This window comes from Rhodohalobacter sulfatireducens (assembly GCF_022012475.1).
Classification (GTDB): domain Bacteria; phylum Bacteroidota; class Rhodothermia; order Balneolales; family Balneolaceae; genus Rhodohalobacter; species Rhodohalobacter sulfatireducens.
Map to the genome: position 1 here is coordinate 287,090 of NZ_JAKLWS010000001.1, position 22,101 is coordinate 309,190.

The window sequence follows — 22,101 nt, forward strand, 5'->3', positions numbered from 1 at the left end:
CTTCAACAGATTGGGGATTGTTTTACTTTGTTTTTAATGACGGTACAAATTCATCCAAAATCTGTTCAAATCACATATGTATTATAGGAAACAGATCGCAAAAAAAAAGGTTTCACCCGTTTGGATGAAACCTTTCCTACAATCGTTGTTCGTTTCTCAGGATTTGTTTCTCTGAATGTAATCAGTCACATCATCCTGATCTATAATCGTTTCTTTAAACGCGTATTTACCACGTTCGTTCTTCGTTGAAATGATCACTTTCGCCATTTTGCGATGTGTTTGTTTCAACGATTTCGCTTCTTCGCCAAATACTTGTCGTTTCGCCATGTGAGTACCTTAACTTTACTTAATTTCTTTGTGAACGGTATGCTTTCTTAATACCGGGTTATACTTCTTCAATTCAAGTCTCTCTGTGGTATTTCTACGATTTTTCATCGTAACATATCGAGAGCTGCCGGGTTTTTCCGTGCATTCTAGTATTACCTGTATGCGATTTCCTTTTGCCATAGTTTATACCTCTTTTAATAATGTACCTTTCTTCCTGGCGTCTTTCAGAACCGCTGAAATTCCCTTCTTGTTGATGGTTCTTAACGTCTTGGCTGACACTTTCAGCGTTACCCATCTGTCTTCTTCAGGAACATAAAATCGTCTTTTCTGAAGATTCTGTTGAAATTTGTGCTTGGTCTTGTTGTTCGATTTAGACGATCGATACCCATTCAGAGCTCCTTTACCAGTAATATCGTCTTTGCGTGCCATAATTCTACTTGTTATCTAAATTTTTGATAGACTTTTAAGGTAAAGTTAAATCCAAATAATTTCAATCTCTATTTTACAGAAAATTCAGCTTATTACTGATCCTTCGAATGAACTTTGATAAAGATTCTAAATCCAGACGATGCAGCAACGCTCAGCAACAATTTTATTGCTATTTATATCTCCCTATTAATAGGTACACATCTTTTCTATATCACATCATCATGTGATAGAATATCACCTTTTGCACCGTTAATCTGTTGAAAACTTACATTTCAGATTAAAACTTGACATCAGAGACCTTTTGAATGCGCCCTCATTCAAATGCTACTTGTAGCGCTTTCTTTTTATCAATCAATATTTTTTAGTTTTTCTACTCCATTTCTAATCAATAAACAATCACTTCATTTTTTCAACAGAATTAGGTATAATTCACTCGGTTAAGAACTATTAAAAAACCGTCACTTCCGCACGTGATAAATTACCCCTCATCGCCTATCCTGTTTTTTTGAATAAATATCATTCTTTTTTTGAAATTGCGCTTATAAACGCTAATTTTAGGCGTTACAGAGGCTATCTACAATATCACTCAACCCCCATTTATGGCAAAGAATAAAGGATCCGATTATAAAGCAGAGAATATTCAGGTTTTAGAGGGACTTGAGGCTGTTCGGAAAAGGCCCTCCATGTATATTGGAGATACCGGTCAGCGTGGTCTCCACCATTTGATTAATGAGGTTGTTGACAACTCTATCGATGAAGCCCTTGCCGGCTATTGCGATTATATTAAAGTTACCATTCACAAAGACGACTCCATCACAATTCAGGATAACGGTCGTGGAATTCCGGTAGATACTCACCCAAAATTAAATCTACCTGCTGTGGAGGTCGTTTTGACGAAGCTTCACGCCGGAGGTAAATTTGATAAAGAATCATATAAAGTTTCCGGTGGATTGCATGGAGTAGGTGTAAGTTGTGTAAATGCACTCTCTTCTGAATTTAATGCTGAAATTCACAGGGATGGTGAGATCTATGTCATGGAATTTTCAAAGGGCGGCACAAAAGTCCCTTTGAAAAAAACCGGTGAAACGGACGATACCGGTACTATTATTAAATTTAAGCCTGATCCGGAAATATTTACTCAAACAACAGAGTTCAAATTCGATATCATAGCAGATCGGATGCGTGAACTCGCGTTTCTAAACCCTCAAATCACTATCGATCTTGTTGATGAACGAGCGGATGAGGACGAAGAGGGTGAGATTACCTTCCATTATTCTGGTGGCGTAAAAGATTTTGTAAAGTATCTTGATGAAAGCCGCCAGTCTTTGATGGATGAACCCATGTATATTGAAGGAGAGGAAGATAATGTACCCGTAGAGCTTGCAATCCAATATAATGACAGCTACACCGAAAACGTCCATTCGTATGTCAATAATATTAATACGCGCGAGGGTGGAACACATATATCAGGATTTCGGCGTGCATTAACCCGTTGCTTTAAAAACTATGCGGACAAGAATAACATCATTAAATCAAACAGTAAGATTAATGTTTCCGGAGAGGACTTCCGCGAGGGAATGACTTGCGTTTTAAGTGTAAAAGTGGCTGAACCTCAGTTTGAAGGTCAGACAAAAACAAAGCTTGGTAACTCGGAAGTTCAAAGTGCGGTAGAGATTATTCTTTATGAAAAACTGAATGATTACCTCGAGCAAAATCCTAAGATTGCCAAGAAGATCCTGGAAAAAGTGATTGTTGCTGCCGAGGCCCGTGAAGCTGCCCGAAAGGCGCGCCAGCTAATTCAACGTAAGAGTGTAATGAGTGGTGGTGGACTTCCCGGAAAACTGGCCGATTGCTCCATCAAAGATCCGGCGCACAGTGAAGTTTACCTTGTTGAGGGTGACTCTGCCGGTGGTTCTGCAAAAATGGGCCGTAATAGAAGCTTCCAGGCAATTCTCCCACTTCGGGGTAAAATTCTGAATGTGGAAAAAGCTAAAATCAATAGGATTCTTGAAAACAAAGAGATACAGGCGATGATTACCGCTCTTGGAACGGGCGTAGGCCACGAAGAGGAGTTTGAATTGGAAAAACTTCGGTATCATAAAATTATAATTATGACAGATGCCGATGTGGATGGATCTCATATCCGTACACTTCTACTAACCTTCTTCTATAGATACATGCATCCGCTTATTGAACACGGCCATGTTTATATTGCTACACCTCCGCTCTACAGAATTACTAAAAGCCGCGGTGAAATCCAATATGCATGGGATGAAGATACCCGAAATAAATTGGTTAGGGAACTTAAAAAGGGCCGAAGCAAATTTGATGTTTCTCGTTATAAGGGACTTGGCGAGATGAACCCGGAACAGCTTTGGGAAACCACAATGGACCCTGAAACAAGAACTTTACAGAAGGTTACCATTGAAAATGCTGCCGCAGCCGACAAAATGTTCTCTACTTTAATGGGAGGCGATGTGGAACCACGGCGTGAATTCATCGAACAAAACTCTAAATACGCTACACTTGATATTTGATGAGTGAAACTAAAAGGCCAAAGTAAAAAGTTTACTTTAACCTGGAACTATATTCATTCGATAAACAAGACTTACTACACTAGACTAACTTCTATATATGGCAAGTGAAAAGATTATACCAGTAACGATTGAAGATGAAATGAAATCTTCATACATCGACTACTCGATGTCTGTGATTGTATCCAGAGCGCTTCCGGATGTACGGGATGGTTTAAAACCTGTGCATCGTCGTGCTCTCTACGGCATGAGCGATCTCGGGATGCTTCACAATCGTAACTATAAGAAGAGTGCGCGTATTGTCGGTGAAGTTTTGGGTAAATATCACCCACATGGAGATTCTGCCGTTTATGATTCCATTGTTCGTATGGTTCAGGATTTCTCATTGAGATACCCACTGGTTGACGGCCAGGGGAATTTTGGTTCTATTGACGGAGACTCTGCAGCGGCTATGCGTTATACTGAAGTGCGGATGCAGAGAATTTCTGAAGAGCTTCTTACCGACATCAACAAAGATACAGTAGACTTCCAGGATAACTTTGATGACACGCTCACCGAGCCTACCGTTCTACCGGCGATGTTACCAAATCTGCTTCTGAATGGAGCATCCGGAATTGCTGTGGGAATGGCCACGAACATGGCGCCTCATAATATAAATGAGGTGATCGACGGAACCGTTGCCGTTCTTGATGATCCGGAGATCGAGACCGATGATTTAATGAAGCATATCACGGCTCCTGATTTTCCTACCGGTGGTATTATTTATGGATACGAAGGTGTGAAAGAAGCTTATCACACCGGTCGTGGAAAAATTACCATGCGGGCTCGAGCTAATGTTGAAGAGCTGCGTGGAAATCGTGAGCAGATTGTTATCACCGAGATTCCATACCAGGTCAACAAATCAACCCTGATTGAAAAAATGGCTCGGCTGGTGCAAGACGAGAAGATTACAGAAATTTCCGAAATCCGGGATGAATCTGATCGTGAAGGTCTTCGAGTTGTAATCGTACTGAAAAGAAATTCGAATGCAGGTGTTGTTTTAAATCAGCTTTATAAGTACACCCAGATGCAACAGACATTTGGTGTAATTAATCTTGCGCTCGTTAAGGGGCGACCTAAAGTAATGCCGCTCAAAGAGTTAATAGAACGTTTTATCGAGCATAGGATTGAAGTTATTATCCGCCGAACCATATATGATCTCGATCAGGCTGAAGCTCGAGCACATATTTTGGAAGGGTTGAAAATTGCGCTCGACAATCTTGATGAAGTAATTAAAACCATTCGTGCGGCCAACAATCCGCAGGAAGCCAATAAAGAACTTCGAAGAAAGTTTGCGCTCACAGATATCCAGGCGAAAGCCATTTTGGATATGAGGCTTCAAAAACTGACGGGTCTCGAAAGGGAAAAAGTTGACCAGGAATACAGGGATATTGTTGATAAAATTTCTGAATTCAGATCTATCCTTTCAAATCGAGACCAACAGAAGGGAATTATCAAAGATGAACTGCTTCAACTGCAGGATCGATACGGTGACGAACGACGGACTGAGGTGATCTACTCAGCCGATGACTTCAGCGTTGAAGATATGATTGCCGACGAAGATGTTGTTGTAACGATCTCAAATAAAGGTTTCATCAAGCGGATGCCGGTCAGTGGTTATCGCCGGCAACGACGTGGTGGAAAAGGAATGAAAGGTACCACAACTAAAGATGATGAATATGTAGAACATCTTTTCGTAGCGACCAATCACAACTACATTCTTTTCTTCACTGAAAAAGGAAATTGTTACTGGCTGAAAGTCTATGAAATCCCGGAAGGGTCGAGGTTAGCCAGGGGCCGTGCAATTGTCAATCTTATCGATATTGATAAGGATGACAGTATCAAAACATTTGTGCCCGTTAAAACACTTGAGGATGAAGAGTATATCAACAGTCACTCAATAATTATGGCCACAAAAGAGGGTCAGGTTAAGAAAACATTACTTGAAGCCTATAGTCGACCACGCAGAGACGGAATAATTGCAATCAACATTCGTGAAGGCGATAGCCTTTTAGAGGCGGCTCTTACAGATGGAGAAAGTAATATCATACTTGCCAATAAAAAAGGACGTGCGATACGATTTCATGAAGAAGAGGCTCGAGATATGGGCCGAAACACATCAGGTGTTCGAGGCATGAATTTAGGCAAGAATAATGAACTTGTTGACATGGTAGTGATCAAGAACACTCACGAAGCCACAGTCCTCGCCATTTCAGAAAATGGTTACGGCAAACGGTCACTGGTTGACGATTACCGTGAGCAAAGCCGTGGCGGTAAAGGTGTGATTACACTGAAGGTTACGCCAAAAACCGGAAACTTGATTGCGCTTAAGGAAGTTTCAGACAATGATGATCTAATGGTTATTACTGAACGCGGAAAAGTAATCCGAATGCAGTGCAAAGGAATTCGAACCATGGGACGCAATACTCAAGGAGTTCGAATTATGAGACTGGATGATGACGGCAAGATCGCTGCGATCACCCGGGTTGTAAATGAAGATGCCGACGAAACCGATAACGTCGGTTAATTTTCACCTATAATTCATTTTTCTTAAAAGGCTCTCATTTTTGGGAGCCTTTTTTATTTCACAATGATTCTAACATCGAGTTCAAAATTTTCTCTCTCTTCTTTTTCAAAACATTTGGGGAGACAATTTCAACCTTATCCCCAAATTGAAGAAGCCATTCGTTGATGTAGTCCAAATTTTCAAATTTAAAACTTACCTTAATTTTTTTATTTGAAATGGCCTTTTCCTTAAAAATCTTTGTCGGCAGATTGGCTCTAAACGCACGATCGACCGGTTCTTGTACATACACCTCTATTAACTGCCCAGATTCGTTAGAACCAAAAATAAGCCCTTCTACGTCAATTTGTGATTTTTGCTCAAATTTTTTGTCCAAAATTTTCACTTCATCCATTCGATCAAGCACAAAGTTTCGAATTGCATCTCTTTTGTGTGAAAACCCGATAATGTTCCAGTGGTCTCGATAAAAAACCAACAAATATGGATCGACAATTCGCTGTGTCACTTCATTGTCACCCTTGCTTTGGTATCTGAACCCCAAAGATTTTGATTGCGAAATTGCACTGCTGACTAAATACCAGTTGCCGCCTTCTTTTTTCTGATGGCCAAAATGTAAAAACGGGTCAACTACTGTACGGTCATCAAGCGAATCCATGAACTCTTTCAATTCATCCGGAATTGTATTTTTTATTTTTAACTCCACTCCCTTGGCATCATCAACAAGCTGTTTGTCTACCTGAGATTTAACAAAATTCAATCCAACCATAATTGTGGCGAGCTCTTGCGCTGTGAACATAAGAGGTGGAACTTTGTAACCATCCATCACTCCATAACCGCTGTATTTATCCCACGTAACCGGTACATTTATTTCCGATAAAACATTGAAATCTCTGAAGATCGTGCGCCTGCTTACTCCAAAAGTTTCCGCAAGTTCATCAACGGTTAATCTCTTTTTTGATTCCTGCAGCATCAAGATCAACTTCATGCGCCGCTCGGAGCTTTTAAGTCTGGACATGTTATTTGTGATATTTTGATTCTACTTCTTCTGTTGAAGGTAAGAAAAGTCTCTCTTTTTGAAAGCTAAATGAAGGACTAAATTAATTTTTGGAAGCAACTATGACCGATTGCAAAAAATCCAAAAAGCTTGATACAATTCCCCCTTTTCAAAAGGGGGATTGAGGGGGATTTCCATGACAAGCAATTTAAACTGAAAATATACTTGTGAAAAATTAATAACGGATCTTTTACACCCCTCTTTCTCTCCCCTTATTAGGGGAGAATTCGTGAGTCAATTTCAATACGTTCAAAGGCATTCATCGAACTCCGCCTTTTGGAAAAGGGGACACAGGGGGAGATTTCAATCATCTCGATTATTTTCTAAAATCCACTCCTCAATAACTCTCAGAACATTATCCATATCATTTTTTACTTCATGATCATCAAATCTTAAAACTGTTAAACCGATAGACTCGAGTTTTTTTGTCTTTCACTGTCGTATTTATATGTATGATCATCATGGCTATCTCCGTCAATTTCTATGACTAAACGAAGCTTATAACTAAAAAAATCAACAATATAGTTACCAATGGGTTTTTGCCTATAGAATTGATAGCCAAGCACCTGTTTTCGCTTTAACTGATTCTACAATAAGACTTCTGAAGGAGTGGAATTGTTGTGTAATTCTCTTGCCCCCTCTTTGAGTTTTGGATTGTAGTGGATTTTCATTTCTCTTCATTCTTTAATTGAGTTCGCGCTTTTTACATCCCTCTTACTCTCCCTTTTCTAAGAGAGAATTAATTATAATAAAATTTATAATTTTTGCTTAAAATTCAATTTATAGAAGATAGCTTTTTAAGCAATTGATCTGACTGGCTACAAAGTACCTCAAAAAGCAATGAGCGACTCCCCCTTTTCAAAAGGGGAGTAAGGGGGATTTCAATGATTATCTCTCGATCTTTACAATTCCTTTCCCCTCGTAAAACGGCTCATCCTTCCCGAAATTAAACTCGTAAATGGTCGCAATAATATCTTTGTGGGCGCGCCGGACTTCTTTTTCCACATCCTCTACCCCCTTCCACATAAGGATGGTTTGCCAGGGAGCTTTTCCTAATAATCTCAATAGATCTTTAATTTTAAAGGCGTGTTTCGTTACAAGTCCTGTCCCCTTCTCCAACTCTACCAGAGAGATACTTTTCGCAATGATATCAGCATTTTTTAATTCAATTTTATTGACGATATCATCAACAGCCTTCATCTTTTTGCGGACATTGTCGTTTAGAATCCACCTTTTCTCTTTCTCACAAATGGCCAATGGTATCCCGGGGAGTCCGCCACCCGTTCCGGAATCGATCCATTTGTCGTGCCATTGAATTAAACCGAGTGGAATTGGCAAAAGGGAGTGAATGATATGCTCCCTCACTGTTTCACGTGAAACATTCCGGCTGACAAGGTTTATCTTTTCATTCCACTCTAAGAGTATATCAAGATAAGCTTCCATCTCTTTTTCATGTTCAGAATAGAGTTCTCTCGCCTTCGAAAGGGTCTCTGAGTCGATCTGAATAGTTTTTATAGGGTGTTTCACGTGAAACTATCCTTTCAAGTAAACCATCAAAACCGCAACATCACTGGCAGAAACACCACTTATTCGAGATGCCTGTCCAATCGTTTCCGGTTGAATTTTAGTGAGCTTTGACTTTCCTTCCGAAGAAAGACTTTGAATATTATCATAATTTATCTTCTCAGGAATCTCCGTATTCTCTTGTTTACTCATCTCCTCTACCATCTCAAACTCTCTCTTTATATATCCATCATATTTAATCTGGATTTCAACCTGTTCGAGTACATAGGTATTACTGGTAATCTCATCAACTTTTTGCTGAAGCTCTTCATCGGCATCTAAAATATCCTGCAAATGAAGCTGTGGCCTTGGAACAAGAGATTTTGCTTTTACGGGTTGTGTGAGTATAGATGTACCCTTCACTTCTAACATTGGATCCATTTTTTCCGGGTACACAGTATAATCACTAATCAAATCATAGAGTTGATCAATCTCCTGTTTCTTCTGAGCAAATCGTTCATATCGTTCATCCCGAACTAAACCAATACGCTTTCCAAGTTCTGTCAGTCGTAGATCGGCATTATCTTGCCGAAGTAGAATTCTGTGCTCTGCCCGTGAAGTAAACATTCTGTATGGCTCCTCTGTGCCTTTATTGATGAGGTCATCAATTAAAACACCAATATATGCTTCAGATCTTTGCAAAATAAAGGGTTCCTTCTCCTGGACATATAAAGCGGAGTTGATTCCGGCCATCATTCCCTGGCAAGCGGCTTCTTCATAACCGGTTGTCCCGTTAATTTGTCCAGCAAAGAAAAGGCCATTCACCCTCTTTGTCTCAAGACTCCGTTTTACCTGGTAGGGTTGAAAATAATCATACTCAATGGCATAACCGGGACGAAGCATGACGGCTTGTTCAAAACCCGGAATAGTTCGAAGTGCATGATATTGAACATCTTCGGGCAAAGACGTTGAAAAACCATTTAGATACATCTCATACGTATCCCATCCTTCAGGCTCCAGGAAGAGTTGATGCTGATCTTTATCAGCAAATCGATTAATTTTGTCCTCAATACTCGGACAATAACGAGGGCCCACAGATTGAATCCGCCCATTGAACATCGGACTGCGATCAAATCCTGTTTTTAACATCTCATGAACTTCGCTATTTGTGTAGCCAATCCAACAGGTTAACTGCTCATCTTTACCGGGAAGAACGTCAGTCATAAATGAAAACGGACTCGGATCCTCATCACCATACTGAATTTCAAGTTGTGAGAGATCAACAGAGCGGCCATCAATTCTCGGGGGCGTTCCTGTTTTCAGCCGCCCTACTTCAAATCCAAGTTTTTCCAGTGATGCGGATACGCCAACCGAAGCTCGTTCACCTGATCGGCCGCCTCCATACTGACTCTCCCCTATATGGATAATACCATTCAAAAAAGTACCACTTGTTAGTATCACTGATTTGGACTCAAAACTTTGGCCTGTTTGAGTGACAACGCCGGTAACTATTTTTCCCTCATTATCCGTGAGAATTTCAACTACATTATCTTGCCTGAAATGAAGATTGGGAATTTTCTCCAGTTCTTCTCTCATTGTTTTTGAATAGAGAGAACGATCACTCTGGCAACGGGGACTCCACATAGCCGGCCCCTTGCTTTTGTTCAGCATTCGAAATTGTACACCACTCTTATCAGCAACGATACCACTTAATCCACCCAGAGCATCGATCTCACGAACTAACTGTCCCTTGGCAACACCACCCATCGCCGGATTGCAAGACATTTTTGCAATTGCATCCAGGTTCATTGTAATCAGCAATGTCTTCGCTCCCATATTGGCAGAAGCAGCGGCCGCTTCACTTCCTGCATGGCCGGCCCCCACCACAATCACATCGTATGTGGGATACAAACTATCCATAAACATTTGTTATTATTATACTTAATCAATTATTAAAACTTTCCAGAGACTTATTATAATAGGGCTTTCTCAGCAAATATTAAATGAGCTGTTTGAATGGTACAAAACGACATAAATTTCGAATTCTTGTATAACAGATATACTGTAACGCCGATAAATCTTTATTTGTAATTATTACTATACATTCAATAGCTTTCGTATATACTCGTTACTATAGAGAGCGCAATTTTAAACATTCAATCTGACCGATTTACCATCAAACCTTTTCGATTATATATTTACATAGTTCTTCTCTTGCAATTTTGGTTTTTCGCCTTTACGCATACACTATTTTCACAGGATCGATCACCCCGCCTTTTTGAAATTGCCGAGCCGTTAGATTCCAATCAATTCGCAAAGCAAGTTGGGGATCTAGAATCTGTTTCGATTGAGTTTAACCGGTCCATTTTGCAAACAATTCAATCCGGTGAGACAGATTTGATTTCATTTCAAGGCACTAAGGATCGTATTTTTGATGTCGATATTAAGCGTGTAATAAATCATAAAACCGGTGGGTGGTCGGCTATCGGTAATATCAACGGTCGTTCACTCAATTCATTTGTCCTCTCCTATTCGCCCTCAACAGGCAAAGCCATTTCATCGATCAAAGTATCAACAGAGCATTCCTATTTTGAAATTCGATATTCCCAGGCTCTGGATGAGCACATTTTAGTTGAGAAAGATCCTCATCAAACTGATGAGCTTGAATGCGGGCAAGATCACGATATGAATGTTCAAAGCGGATCTTCTCAAAAACAGGTTGTTGAACCTTCACAAGATCACGGTCCATCTGTCATCGATGTTTTAATAGTTTACACTCCGTCTGCGATGAATTGGGCAAATGTAAATTCGAGTGGAATCCAAAACATCATCAACCAGTCGATGGCCACCGCTCAACTTGCTGCAGACAATTCAAATGTGAATGTTGAATTCCAATTAGCCCATACTCAGTTGGTTGAGTATGAAGAATCTGGCGATTCTTATACTGATTTAAAAAGACTGACGGCCTCCCCCACATTCAACCCCTGGGGAGAAGAAAATGAAGGTTACCTGGATGAAGTACACCAGATAAGAAACAACTACTCGGCAGACCTTGTTGCACTTTTTACGAATGTTACGGATGTGGGAGGCATTGCATGGGTCATTAACAATCCGAATGGATTACCACGATATGGGTTTTCAATATCGCGAGTTCAGCAAGCCGCCGGCAGGACACATGCACACGAAATGGGTCATAATTTTGGGAATGCGCACAGCAGAAACCAAAATGGTTCTCCGGCAGGCAGCGGTGGCGGAGTATTTCCTTACTCAACCGGATGGCGATGGGTTGGAACAAATGCCGTTGAGTATGTATCTGTCATGACGTATGCCGAAGGTGCAGCTACCGTAAACTACTTTTCTAATCCGGACATTTCTTACCAGGGAGTTCCCACAGGTTCTTATGAGGGAGAATTTGCACCCGCAGACAATGCCAGAAGCATGAACGAGCTTCGTCACGCAATTGAAAACTACAGGACACCTTCGGTAGACATTGACGCGCCTGTTGTATCAACGGCAGCTGTATCAAATATCTCATATTCACTTGCAACTGTTGGAGGGAACGTAACCTCTGATGGCGGTGCTAATGTTTCGCAACGTGGAATTTGCTGGAGTTTCGATGATAACCCGGCTTTGAATGGAGAGTGCCAAAATACAGGTTTGGGAACAGGTCCATTTGAATATGAACTTACGGGCCTCGATCAAAATAGCAGTTATTATGTGCAGGCTTATGCATCTAATGCTGCAGGAATTGGTTACGGAGATATCAAACAGTTTACAACACTGGAACTTCAGAAACCACAAGCACTGTTTCCCGCATCAGTGAATGCTGTCTCCTTTACGGCCCGATGGTCTGAGGTACCTGCAGCCGAACGCTATTTTTTGGATCTGTCCACAGATCCGAATTTCAGTTCTTTCATCAACGAGTATGAAGATTGGAATGTTGGAAACGGAACTACTTTCCTGGTAGATGACCTGGTACCCGGAACCGATTATTACTACCGAGTACGAACCGGTGCCGAAACCACACAAAGTGAGAATTCTAATGTCAGGGAGATCACCACTACAGATATCAGTGCTTCAAATTCAGAAGTTACATTATCGAGAGATCGGGTCCTGGCAACAGGGATACAGCAAGGTATTGTCACCGTTTTTGTACAAGACAGCAATGGCGATCCCGTTGCCGACGCAGATGTTATCATTGAAGCCGAGGGAGGTTCTTCTTCAATATCACCTTCCCAAACCAATACAGATGCATCAGGAACGGCAAAATTTTCAATCACCAGTAATACCGAAGAAGTTGTTGAGTACAGTGTCTCAGCGGAAGGACTCACACTTAGCAGCGAAATTGAAATCGAGTTCCTCTTTTCTGAAGGTGAACTGACTCTTGGTAATAATTTTCCCAATCCATATAACAACCAAACACAAATCCCGATTGTGATTCCTCAACAATCACGCGTTCGGTTGGATGTCTTCAATTCTGTTGGATCTTTGATTCAAACTATCGTTGATGAGGAGTTTGCAGTAGGTTATTACGAAATTCCATTTAATGCCGGTGGGCTTTCATCCGGCGTGTATTTTTACAGGATGGTGACGGATCAGGGAATGAAAGTTGAGAAGATGTTGCTGGCGAAATAAACATCTAATTCCAATCCGATTTGAATTAAGAAAAATCTTCACAAGCAAAGCTAAAGCCTCCCGGTAACGAAGAGTGAGGATTAAAAATTGGCAAAGGTATGATAATGACGCCATACATGGAATCAATAATTCCAAAAAAAATAAGAATTGGCTCACCCTTCCCGTTAATTGTTACACACCACAATTTTTAAAAATCAATGCATTTAGATAGCAATGAGATTTAGGTCCGCGTGAAACCCGACAGCAAGGAATGGATGCTATGGAAGGACAAATTATAAAAAGCGGATTTGATGGGCCGATGAAAAAGACACTAAATATTGTAGGGAAAATTGGAAAATAGATTAAGGGAATATCTTACAATATTAAGCGAACAAGCTGGCTAATATTATAGAAAAGGCCATTATCTTGCCCTCATTAGAATCTAATGTACCGATTTTTTCAGCTAAAGGATTGACGAAAGTATATCAAATGGGAGAGGTTCAAGTACAAGCCTTACGAGGGATTGACTTGGAAATTTTTAGCAATGAGATTGTTGTGTTATTAGGCGCATCGGGCAGTGGTAAATCTACTCTTGTCAATATTTTGGGGGGATTGGATACAGCAAGCGGAGGTCGGGTAACATACCGTGATATTGAGCTCACTCATGCATCAGAGAAAGAGCTCACAAACTTTCGTCGTTTGAGTGTAGGGTTTGTTTTTCAGTTCTATAATCTGATACCGAGCCTCACTGCCCGAGAAAACGTAGCGATCGTAACAGAAATAGCTGAAAACCCCATGACTCCGGAGGAAGCTCTTACCTTGGTAGATCTGGGAGATCGAATGGACCATTTTCCCGCACAATTATCGGGAGGCGAGCAGCAGCGAATAGCTATCGCCCGGGCTGTGGCTAAAAATCCCGATGTACTCCTCTGTGATGAACCCACCGGTGCCCTGGATTCCAAAACAGGGATCGTAGTCCTTAAAGCTCTACAGAAAGTGAACCAAAGTTTAGGCACGGCAACGGTATTGATCACACACAACGTAGTGATTGGTGGTATGGCAGATAGAATTATTAATCTGCATGACGGCAGGATATCAAACATTGAGAGGAATGAAAAGAAGATATCCCCGGATCAAATGACATGGTAATGATATGCGAACAATCAATCGAAAATTAGTGCGCGATATCTCCAATATGTGGGGAATGGTTTTTGTAATCGCATTGATGATTACCTGCGGCGCTGCAACGTATATCACATTTTTGAGTACTCTGGATTCCCTGAAGGAAACCCAACAATCGTATTACCAGGATTACTATTTTGCAAACATTTTTGCTTCCCTGAAACGAGCCCCCAACCACGTGGCAATACAAATTCGTGAAATTGAGGGAGTGAACCGTGTTGAAACCCGTGTTCAATCAGGCCTGAACCTTGAAGTACCCGGTTTTGATGAAACAGTTACAGGAATGATTATTTCACTTCCTGATGAACGTGAACCCATTCTGAACAGCCTCTATCTTCGAGAAGGACGTTTGCCCACTCCCTATGTGGATAATGAAATTATTTTAGGAGACGGCTTTGCGGAAGAGCACGGGTTTACAGCAGGGGATCAGTTAAAAACAGTCATTAATGGAAAAGAGAAGAAGCTTATCATTGTAGGTATTGGTCTCACCCCGGAATTTATTTACCAGGGGCAGCCAGGCAGTTTATCACCGGATTTAAAACGCTTCGGGATCCTATGGATGAGAAGAGCGCCACTTGCCGCTGCATATGATATGGAGGGTGCATTTAATAATGTAGTATTGTCCGTGACCAGGGAGGCCAATACTCAAGATGTAATCACTCAATTAGATCAAATTCTGGAACCTCATGGCGGACTGGGAGGTATCGCCAGGGAAGACCAGAACTCCCACTTTTTTATTACTGAAGAGCTGAATCAGCTCAGTAAAACAGCTACGATTATTCCAACTATTTTTATTGCTGTAGCCGCTTTTTTGCTGAATGTGGTCGTCGGTAGGTTGATCAGAACCCAGCGAGAGCAGATCGGCATTCTGAAAGCTTTTGGATACAGTAACCAAGAGATTGGACTTCATTATCTCTTAATGGTTTCGGTAATCGTCATTATTGGCTTGATCGGCGGCGTAATTCTTGGATATTACCTGGGGCAAGAACTCTCTGCACTCTATGCAAGTTACTACCGGTTTCCATATCTCAATTTTGTAATCAATCCCTGGGATGTGCTTGCAGCATCGGTCATTAGTGCAGCGGCAGCGTACAGTGGTGTCTTTTTTTCAGTTAAGGAAGCGGTAACCTTCCCCCCTGCTGAAGCGATGCGCCCCGAACCACCCAAACTCTATCACCGCAGTTTACTGGAAAAGCTGGGCGCTGCTCGATTTTTGGATCAACCCACAAAAATGGTGTTGCGGCAAATCGGCCGTCAACGCGTAAAAATTGCCTTTGGCGTTTTGGGTGTAGCGTTTGCAGCTGCATTGATGATTGTTGGGCGCATGAGTAACGATTCCGTGAAATATCTGATCGAAGTAGATTTCCGGCAAAGCCAGCCCTTCGACCTTGGTGTTTCATTTCGGGAGAGCATATCAGACCACGCATTGATGGAGATAGTTCGAATGCCCGGCGTTTATTACGGCGAGGCGTATCGCGGTGTACCTGTTCGATTCACTTATGAACACCGAAATCATCTAACAGCTATCCAGGGATATCCTCAAAACATGAAGCTTCGAAAAATTCTTAACACTCAAGAGCAGCCGGTAGAAATTCCACAAGCCGGACTCCTGCTTACGGAAAAACTCGGAGAGATCTTAAACATCGAAACAGGCGATACTTTAACCGTAGAATTTCTTGATGGGAGCCGTCGAACTACTGGAATTAAAGTTACAGGTTTTATCAACCAGTTTATTGGTCTTAATGGATACATGAACATCGAGGAACTGAGCAAATTACTACCAGAGCGGCATGTTGTAAACGGCGCCTACCTGTTAGTTAATAAAAGCTATGAAGATGAAATTACTAAAGAATTAACCGATAGTCCTTTTGTGGGAGAGATCATATCAAAACAAAAAATAATTGATCGGTTTTACGAATCTACGGCACAAACTTGGCTTATCATGTCATTGTTTATATCTCTTTTTGCCGGGGCTACGGCTTTTAGTGTTGTTTATAATAACGCCCGAATATCTCTTTCTGAACGTAGTCGCGAGCTGGCAAGCCTTCGGGTTCTTGGATTCACCAGGGGTGAGATTTCCTACATATTGCTGGGCGAGCTGGCTGTATTGGTGTTACTGGCAATTCCAATCGGATTTTTGCTGGGTTGGGCACTTACATGGTTTATCGTCTGGTCGATGCAAACTGAATTATATCGCATCCCTATGAATATTTCCCGTGCCACGTATACCCTGGCGGCTGTGATTGTGATTTTTTCTGCATTGCTGTCAGGTTTGTTCGTCCGCAGAAAACTGAATCGACTCGACTTAATCGGAGTGCTAAAAACAAGGGAGTAGAGTATGAAAATCACGAAAAAACAGATTTATATATCCATATTCGTTGTCATCACTATTTTTATAATTGTTTGGGGATTCTTGCCATCGCCTGTTCCGGTGTCTATTGAGCAAGTGCGGGATGCACCACTGGAAGTGACCATTGAAGAGGAAGGCATTACACGTGTCACGGACCGTTATACCATTTCCGCCCCGGTGACCGGTTATCTTTTGCGAATACAACATGAGGTTGGCGATTCAGTCAGAGTCGGTCAAAAACTATTCCAGATTCAGCCGGTACCGGACCTTATTAGTGCACGTCAGCGTGAAGTTGCCGAGGCTCAACTTGAGGCAGCAAAGGCACGTCTTCAGCAGACAAAAGAAAACCTAAACCTTGCACAAGAAGAAAAGCAGTTCGCCGATGTAGAACTACAACGCATTCAAAACCTTTTCGAATCGGGAATAGGAAGCGAGCAGGGATTAGATAATTACCGGATTTCGGCACGGAGGGCAGCAACACAACTCGCATCAGCAGAATTCTCTGTACGAGTAGCTGAGCATGAAGTGAGAGCGGCAACCTCAGCACTTCAGGCTTTTCAAAAATCGGGAGGACAAGAACAGATTTCAATAGACTCGCCGGTTCAAGGTCGACTCCTGAAAATTCATCATATAAGTGAGGGGACCGTTCAGGCGGGAACACCGATTTTGGAGATCGGCGATCCCTACTCCTTAGAAATAAAGATAGATCTACTTTCGACAGATGCTGTGCAAATCAACCGTGGCTCAAGTGTGCGAATAAAACGATGGGGTTCTAATCAAATCCTTGATGGAAGTGTACAAGTTGTAGAGCCATCGGGATATACCCGAATATCTGCTTTGGGTGTTGAAGAGCAACGCGTACCGGTTATTGTTGATATTCTATCGCAACATGAACAATGGAAGCAGCTTGGCGATGGCTACCGGGTCGTAGCAGAATTTATCATCTGGCAGGATGATGAAGTGATACAGGTACCCTCTTCTTCTCTTTTCCGAACAGAGGGGGATCAGTGGTCACTTTTTGTTGTTGAAAATGGCAAGGCTCACTTTCGAAATGTGGATACCGGTCATCAAAGCGGACTACAAACCCAGATTATAGATGGACTACAGATCGGAGAGGATGTAATCACTCATCCTGATGAACGTATTGAGGATGGAGTTAAAGTAAAGATTCGAAACTAATAGCAAAACGAGATATGGAGGGTTATATGAGTCAATTGAAGGATATAAACAATTTAACTGTCCGCGATCCTAATTAAAAGCCCTTAACTCGTTAACAATCTAGGGCTTAGTGATAGCGATACGAATGAAATTCTAACTCGCGACCTTCCCGAATCATTGACATTGCTAACTGTGGATACTGCAATAAAACGCAACTACAAGCTATAGATATACACCTGAATTGTATTGGTTTTATGAAGAAAGATCCCCACCTGAATAAGACAATTCACAATATTACTATAAGAGATGAATCAGAAATTAATCAGTTTTTATCCGATTCTTTCTAACTTAGAATAAAATCTAAAAGATACTATAGAACAATATCACCCAACCTTAATCTCATTCAACTTCTTCACTTTCCCAATCAGCAGATCTACCACGTTACTTTGATCTCGGAATACGCCGTCAATACCTTCTTGATCTATAAAATCAAAAGGTGGTTCATAGAGGTTAGCGATCTCAAGGTGTCCTTTCAGGGTGTAGAATTCAATCATCTGGTTTATAAACTGAATCTGATTAGAGCTAAGCTGGTTGTCCTGTAAAAACTGACTAAACTCTTTTACAACCGCTTCGCGATCAAGAAATTTGCAATTTGACATGCGTCTCTACTTTTCCCCCGTTAATACCACCAATAGCTTACTGTTAATATAATAATTGTCTCTACCTTGTTTAACCTTATCTAAAAACCCGGCGCCGGAGAGTTCATCCAGGTATTTCGTTGCCGTTGGCCGACTGATCCTTAAATCCTCTTTTAGATGATTAATCTTTGTATAGGGATGCCTGAAAATATGGTTAATCAGATCCTGGCTATAAAATGAAAACTGCTTTCGAATTTGATGCTTAGCCTGCATCATCTGTTCGCGGATATTGATGATGTCCGCTATGGTTCCCTTTGAGGTTTGAGCCACCCCTTCCAACATATACAGAATCCAGCTTTCCCAATCCTGATCTGTTCTGACTTTCTGCAGAAGCTCATAGTACTGTGGCTTTGTTTGAACGATATAACGACTCAGATAAAGTACGGGAATGTCTAACAGATTTTTTTGGACCAGATACAGCATATTGATAATTCGGCCTGTCCTGCCGTTTCCGTCATAAAATGGGTGAATACTTTCAAACTGAAAATGGATAACCGCCATTTTTATAAGTGGATGCACATTCGAGATTGAATCATCATTTATATAGGTTTCCAGGTTCTTCAGCGCATCAATAATGATCTCTTTGTGCTGTGGCGGCTTGAAGACAATTTCGCCCGTTGAAGGATTGGTTAACGTTGTGCCCGGAAGAGAACGCAGCCCGGCATCATTGTCTTCCAATCGCTCCTGAATGGCGAGAATATCCTTGATCGTAATCAATCCATCTTTTAATACCCGGCTCAATCCCTCGTGGAGTGCAAAGGCATACCGTTGTACCTCTTTCGTCGTTTGATCAATTTTTTTCTCCTTTTCTACATCCGCTTTATAAAGCGCATCACTGGTTGTTACAATATTTTCGATTTCAGAGGAATCCCTTGCTTCCTGGATAGGCAACGTATTTAATAAAATGCCCTGATTGGGAATAGTTTGAGAAATACCCTTTAACTCTGACAAATACTGCTGAGCTTCCAGGGCTTTCTTGAGCACCTCAGGTGTTTCTAACTCTATTTTAGGTGGTAGCGGACTCCATTCCCACTCTTTCGGTTCATCTGACATAAAAAATTTGCTTAGATTTTTACATATCAAACAGTATATGTAAAAAAATCGCGAATTTCTTTACATATAAATAAAACGTGTAAAGAAAAGTTTGTCATTTTTACATATGAACATTCTGAAAATGGGATATAAAATTAATTACAGTCTTTCAGGTTTAGCTGATCTGGGAGTTACGATAAGTGCAAATGGCTTTTTCAATTTCTTAACCTCGCCTTTAACCGCCTTCCACCTTTTGATATAGAATTCAACTAAATCCCAATATTGATATCCATTTTTGGGTGGTTTAAAGAACACGACTCCAAGTCCATGTTGCCTGTATAAGTCTCTCTGCTGGCGAACCCTGTGGATGCTTAGATCTTGTGTGATCACGATACCATCTTCAGCCGCTACTTCCGGGATCCATTTTTCATCTGGTGTACCCTTTCCAATTTCGTCACGAATAGTAAAAACTTCAATTTGTTCATCAACTCGTGGATTTTGAAGAATGGCCAAAGCCTAAGCTATGTTTGGCGTTATATTCTCATCCACATAAAACTTCATGCAGCATTACGCTTCATGAACGATAGGACATCCTCTACTGCATTCAGGTTCAGATCATAAATAGAAGCTACAAATTCAGGAGACTCTCCGGCATTCAGCATACTGTAAATGGTTTCAACTGTTGTATTTGTCCCTTTGATAACCGGCTGACCAAAACTGTGATGCGGATCGACCAAGATTTGATGATCTTTACCCAACGGCCAGAAGCGTTCAGCAAGATGAGTCTTATCCTGAAAATCTATTTTTTTGCAATAGGGAGCTACAAGCTTTTCAAATGATAATTGCTGTTTTTCGTCAACTTCTAATTACGAGGTATCTAACAATTTATAGAAGATTCGCTTACCATCCGTCATCAATTCGGCATGTGCAAATGGATATCGGGTTTCCAGCATTTCCGAGAGTTTCGCATGAGCCAATTTGATTTTTGGAAAGCTTACTCCTATCTCCCGGAAAGAGTCGACAGCTATTATTTCTATTAGAGTTAGGAAATGAAAAGCTTTTCCCGCTTCTCTCCCCAGGTATATCCCTCACCAACGTCTTGCAAGAATTCCAACTCCCAATATTTGTTTAACCACCGGCGCACTTTACCCATCGGCATATTTAAAATAGCCGCGGCATCCGGAATGGAATAGATCCCTTTACCTAATTGTGGCTCTATGGTTTCGAAGTCGGTGGACATATAGAATTTTTACTAAACGTTTTCTGAATATAACGGAAATAAATAAACATGGATTGCACATGCTTATTCTACTGTAGAAAATTTAGCACCCTGAACATATTGCCCCTCACGGGGTAAACTTTTTAAAAAAGATTTCTGCTTTTTACAAACATATCGTTCCTGATGGGACGGGCTGCCATGCGATATTGCCACTCAGATTTCCCTCTGCTCCAGCGGAGCAATATATTTGTAAAAAAGCCGAGGCTTGTGAAGTATTGCGCCGTTAGGTGCAATATGTGAATGCATGCCTTTGATTGCTGCAAAAAATCAATACTCAACAGGCTGAAAGATATATCGCTCATCATACTCAACATCAAACTTTTCAAGCAGTTCGATGTATTCTTCACGAAAGGTCTTCTTTTTGTGATGTTCCTCTTGGTTGTGGATATAATGATATACCCGGTCGATATGGCTTCGGCTGTATGAAAAAGCTCCGTATCCAGACTGCCAGTTAAAGCGTCCTTTCACAAATCCTTTTTTTCTGATCCATTTCGATGATTCGCCTTTTACTACTTTGATGAGTTCCGACATGTGATCTACAGGCTCAAACCCGATAAACATGTGAATATGATCAGGCATACCGTTAATGGCAATCATTTTGTGGGATTTGTTTTGGATGATACCGGTCATGTATCTGTATAGCATTTCTTCCCATTCCGGCCTGATGAGGCTGATTCTGTTTTGTACTGCAAAAACGAATTGGATATAAAGTTGTGTGTAAGTGTTAGCCATAGCGCTCTTTCTTTTGTTGCTTTTAGTAGTAAGAGCGGTTAGAACCGGATTCCTTACAAAACATTTTTTGAGCCTTTCTATGTACTGCCCCTCACGGGGCAAGTCGAACGGGGCGCTTCTCTGTTTTTACAAACATGATGCCCCATACGGGGCATAATTTATGTCAACCCCATTCCTAAACACCTCCTGCACCGACGAGGGAAACAACTCTACTGTGTTACAACCATATCGCCCATGACGGGTGGATGCATGGTTGCCAAACTCTTCCGGTACTACAAACACTGTTCCTGGCAATAAACCTGCTCCGTCAGGAGCAGCAGATTTGTAAAACCAATAGAACCAAAACAACCGCCGCGCCGGAGGTGCGACATGTTAAACGGTTTACAAGACTATGCCATACTCCCGCTTTTTTTTATGAAGGGGAACAACAATCGTTGTGAGTAGCTCATAAGCCGAACTCCCTAAGGGATTCATTCCGGCCAACACTTTGGCGAGTTTATCCCTGGCATCACTTTGGGGTATTTCTCTTTTGTTATGATTGTATTGCCCCAGACGGGGCAAGCTGGACGGGACGCTTCTCTGTTTTTTACAAATATGGTGCCCACTCCGGGGCACAGGATGGTGTGCTTTCTTCTTCATTAAACAA

General features: G+C 41.4%; 18 protein-coding genes and 1 pseudogene. 6 read left to right on the plus strand and 13 right to left on the minus strand.

Annotated elements, in window-relative coordinates:
• Window positions 1-156: 156 nt before the first annotated feature.
• From L6773_RS01220 to rpmB, 3 genes are read right to left on the minus strand one after another with little or no spacing between them, the layout of a single operon-like run.
• Window positions 157-327 carry a DUF4295 family protein gene (locus L6773_RS01220; RefSeq protein ID WP_237852015.1) on the minus strand — a complete coding sequence of 57 codons (171 nt, stop codon included), beginning with the start codon at window positions 325-327 and terminating at the stop codon, window positions 157-159.
• A 15-nt stretch (window positions 328-342) separates the two neighbouring features.
• Entirely contained in the window at window positions 343-507 is a 165-nt protein-coding gene (gene rpmG / locus L6773_RS01225) for a 50S ribosomal protein L33 (protein WP_109647408.1), read from the minus strand.
• Between the two features lie 3 nt (window positions 508-510).
• Entirely contained in the window at window positions 511-756 is a 246-nt protein-coding gene (rpmB, locus tag L6773_RS01230; protein ID WP_237852016.1) for a 50S ribosomal protein L28, read from the minus strand.
• Window positions 757-1,355: 599 nt separating this feature from the next.
• Here rpmB and gyrB point away from each other — a divergent pair.
• Both gyrB and gyrA read left to right on the plus strand, forming a co-directional pair.
• Window positions 1,356-3,293 (plus strand): DNA topoisomerase (ATP-hydrolyzing) subunit B, encoded by a 1,938-nt coding sequence (gyrB, locus tag L6773_RS01235; RefSeq protein ID WP_237852017.1) that lies wholly within the window; start codon window positions 1,356-1,358, stop codon window positions 3,291-3,293.
• A 97-nt stretch (window positions 3,294-3,390) separates the two neighbouring features.
• Entirely contained in the window at window positions 3,391-5,856 is a 2,466-nt protein-coding gene (gene gyrA, locus L6773_RS01240) for a DNA gyrase subunit A (RefSeq protein ID WP_237852018.1), read from the plus strand.
• 58 nt (window positions 5,857-5,914) lie between these two features.
• On the opposite strand, the gene L6773_RS01245 is transcribed toward gyrA, so the two are convergent.
• From L6773_RS01245 to mnmG, 4 genes and pseudogenes are all read right to left on the minus strand, one after another.
• On the minus strand, window positions 5,915-6,868 hold the full coding sequence (locus L6773_RS01245; RefSeq protein WP_237852019.1) for a helix-turn-helix transcriptional regulator: 954 nt from the start codon (window positions 6,866-6,868) through the stop codon (window positions 5,915-5,917).
• A 342-nt stretch (window positions 6,869-7,210) separates the two neighbouring features.
• Window positions 7,211-7,479 (minus strand): annotated as a pseudogene (locus L6773_RS21630) (endonuclease domain-containing protein); the annotation flags it as partial.
• A gap of 316 nt (window positions 7,480-7,795) precedes the next feature.
• Window positions 7,796-8,434 carry a 16S rRNA (guanine(527)-N(7))-methyltransferase RsmG gene (locus tag L6773_RS01250; protein ID WP_237852020.1) on the minus strand — a complete coding sequence of 213 codons (639 nt, stop codon included), beginning with the start codon at window positions 8,432-8,434 and terminating at the stop codon, window positions 7,796-7,798.
• A gap of 6 nt (window positions 8,435-8,440) precedes the next feature.
• Complete coding sequence (mnmG, locus tag L6773_RS01255; RefSeq protein WP_237852021.1) at window positions 8,441-10,330, minus strand: tRNA uridine-5-carboxymethylaminomethyl(34) synthesis enzyme MnmG; 1,890 nt, start codon at window positions 10,328-10,330, stop codon at window positions 8,441-8,443.
• 294 nt (window positions 10,331-10,624) lie between these two features.
• Between mnmG and L6773_RS01260 the strand changes: the two genes are divergently transcribed.
• The 4 genes from L6773_RS01260 (at window position 10,625) to L6773_RS01275 (ending at window position 17,735) form a co-directional block, all read left to right on the plus strand.
• The gene (locus tag L6773_RS01260) at window positions 10,625-13,045 is read left to right on the plus strand and encodes an Ig-like domain-containing protein (RefSeq protein ID WP_237852022.1); all 2,421 of its coding nucleotides are present in this window, start codon (window positions 10,625-10,627) and stop codon (window positions 13,043-13,045) included.
• A gap of 468 nt (window positions 13,046-13,513) precedes the next feature.
• Window positions 13,514-14,173 (plus strand): ABC transporter ATP-binding protein, encoded by a 660-nt coding sequence (locus tag L6773_RS01265; protein WP_369431058.1) that lies wholly within the window; start codon window positions 13,514-13,516, stop codon window positions 14,171-14,173.
• A gap of 4 nt (window positions 14,174-14,177) precedes the next feature.
• Window positions 14,178-16,541: an ABC transporter permease gene (locus L6773_RS01270; protein WP_237852024.1), complete on the plus strand. Its 2,364-nt coding sequence runs from the start codon at window positions 14,178-14,180 to the stop codon at window positions 16,539-16,541.
• A gap of 3 nt (window positions 16,542-16,544) precedes the next feature.
• Window positions 16,545-17,735: an efflux RND transporter periplasmic adaptor subunit gene (locus tag L6773_RS01275; RefSeq protein ID WP_237852025.1), complete on the plus strand. Its 1,191-nt coding sequence runs from the start codon at window positions 16,545-16,547 to the stop codon at window positions 17,733-17,735.
• A gap of 362 nt (window positions 17,736-18,097) precedes the next feature.
• Here L6773_RS01275 and L6773_RS01280 read toward each other — a convergent pair whose 3' ends face one another.
• The 6 genes from L6773_RS01280 to tnpA all read right to left on the minus strand — a co-directional run bounded on the left by L6773_RS01280 (window position 18,098) and on the right by tnpA (window position 21,455).
• Window positions 18,098-18,373 (minus strand): type I restriction-modification enzyme R subunit C-terminal domain-containing protein, encoded by a 276-nt coding sequence (locus tag L6773_RS01280; RefSeq protein ID WP_237852026.1) that lies wholly within the window; start codon window positions 18,371-18,373, stop codon window positions 18,098-18,100.
• A gap of 6 nt (window positions 18,374-18,379) precedes the next feature.
• Window positions 18,380-19,465 (minus strand): Fic family protein, encoded by a 1,086-nt coding sequence (locus L6773_RS01285; protein ID WP_237852027.1) that lies wholly within the window; start codon window positions 19,463-19,465, stop codon window positions 18,380-18,382.
• A gap of 138 nt (window positions 19,466-19,603) precedes the next feature.
• Window positions 19,604-19,957 carry a PIN-like domain-containing protein gene (locus tag L6773_RS01290; RefSeq protein ID WP_237852028.1) on the minus strand — a complete coding sequence of 118 codons (354 nt, stop codon included), beginning with the start codon at window positions 19,955-19,957 and terminating at the stop codon, window positions 19,604-19,606.
• Window positions 19,958-20,001: 44 nt separating this feature from the next.
• Window positions 20,002-20,202, minus strand: a complete 201-nt coding sequence (locus L6773_RS01295; protein WP_237852029.1) for a DUF433 domain-containing protein — start codon at window positions 20,200-20,202, stop codon at window positions 20,002-20,004.
• Window positions 20,203-20,486: 284 nt separating this feature from the next.
• A complete protein-coding gene (locus L6773_RS01300; protein ID WP_237852030.1) occupies window positions 20,487-20,684 on the minus strand; it encodes a hypothetical protein in 198 nt (65 codons plus the stop codon).
• 306 nt (window positions 20,685-20,990) lie between these two features.
• Window positions 20,991-21,455, minus strand: coding sequence for an IS200/IS605 family transposase (gene tnpA / locus L6773_RS01305; protein ID WP_237852031.1), 465 nt, complete (start codon window positions 21,453-21,455; stop codon window positions 20,991-20,993).
• Window positions 21,456-22,101 lie beyond the last annotated feature (646 nt).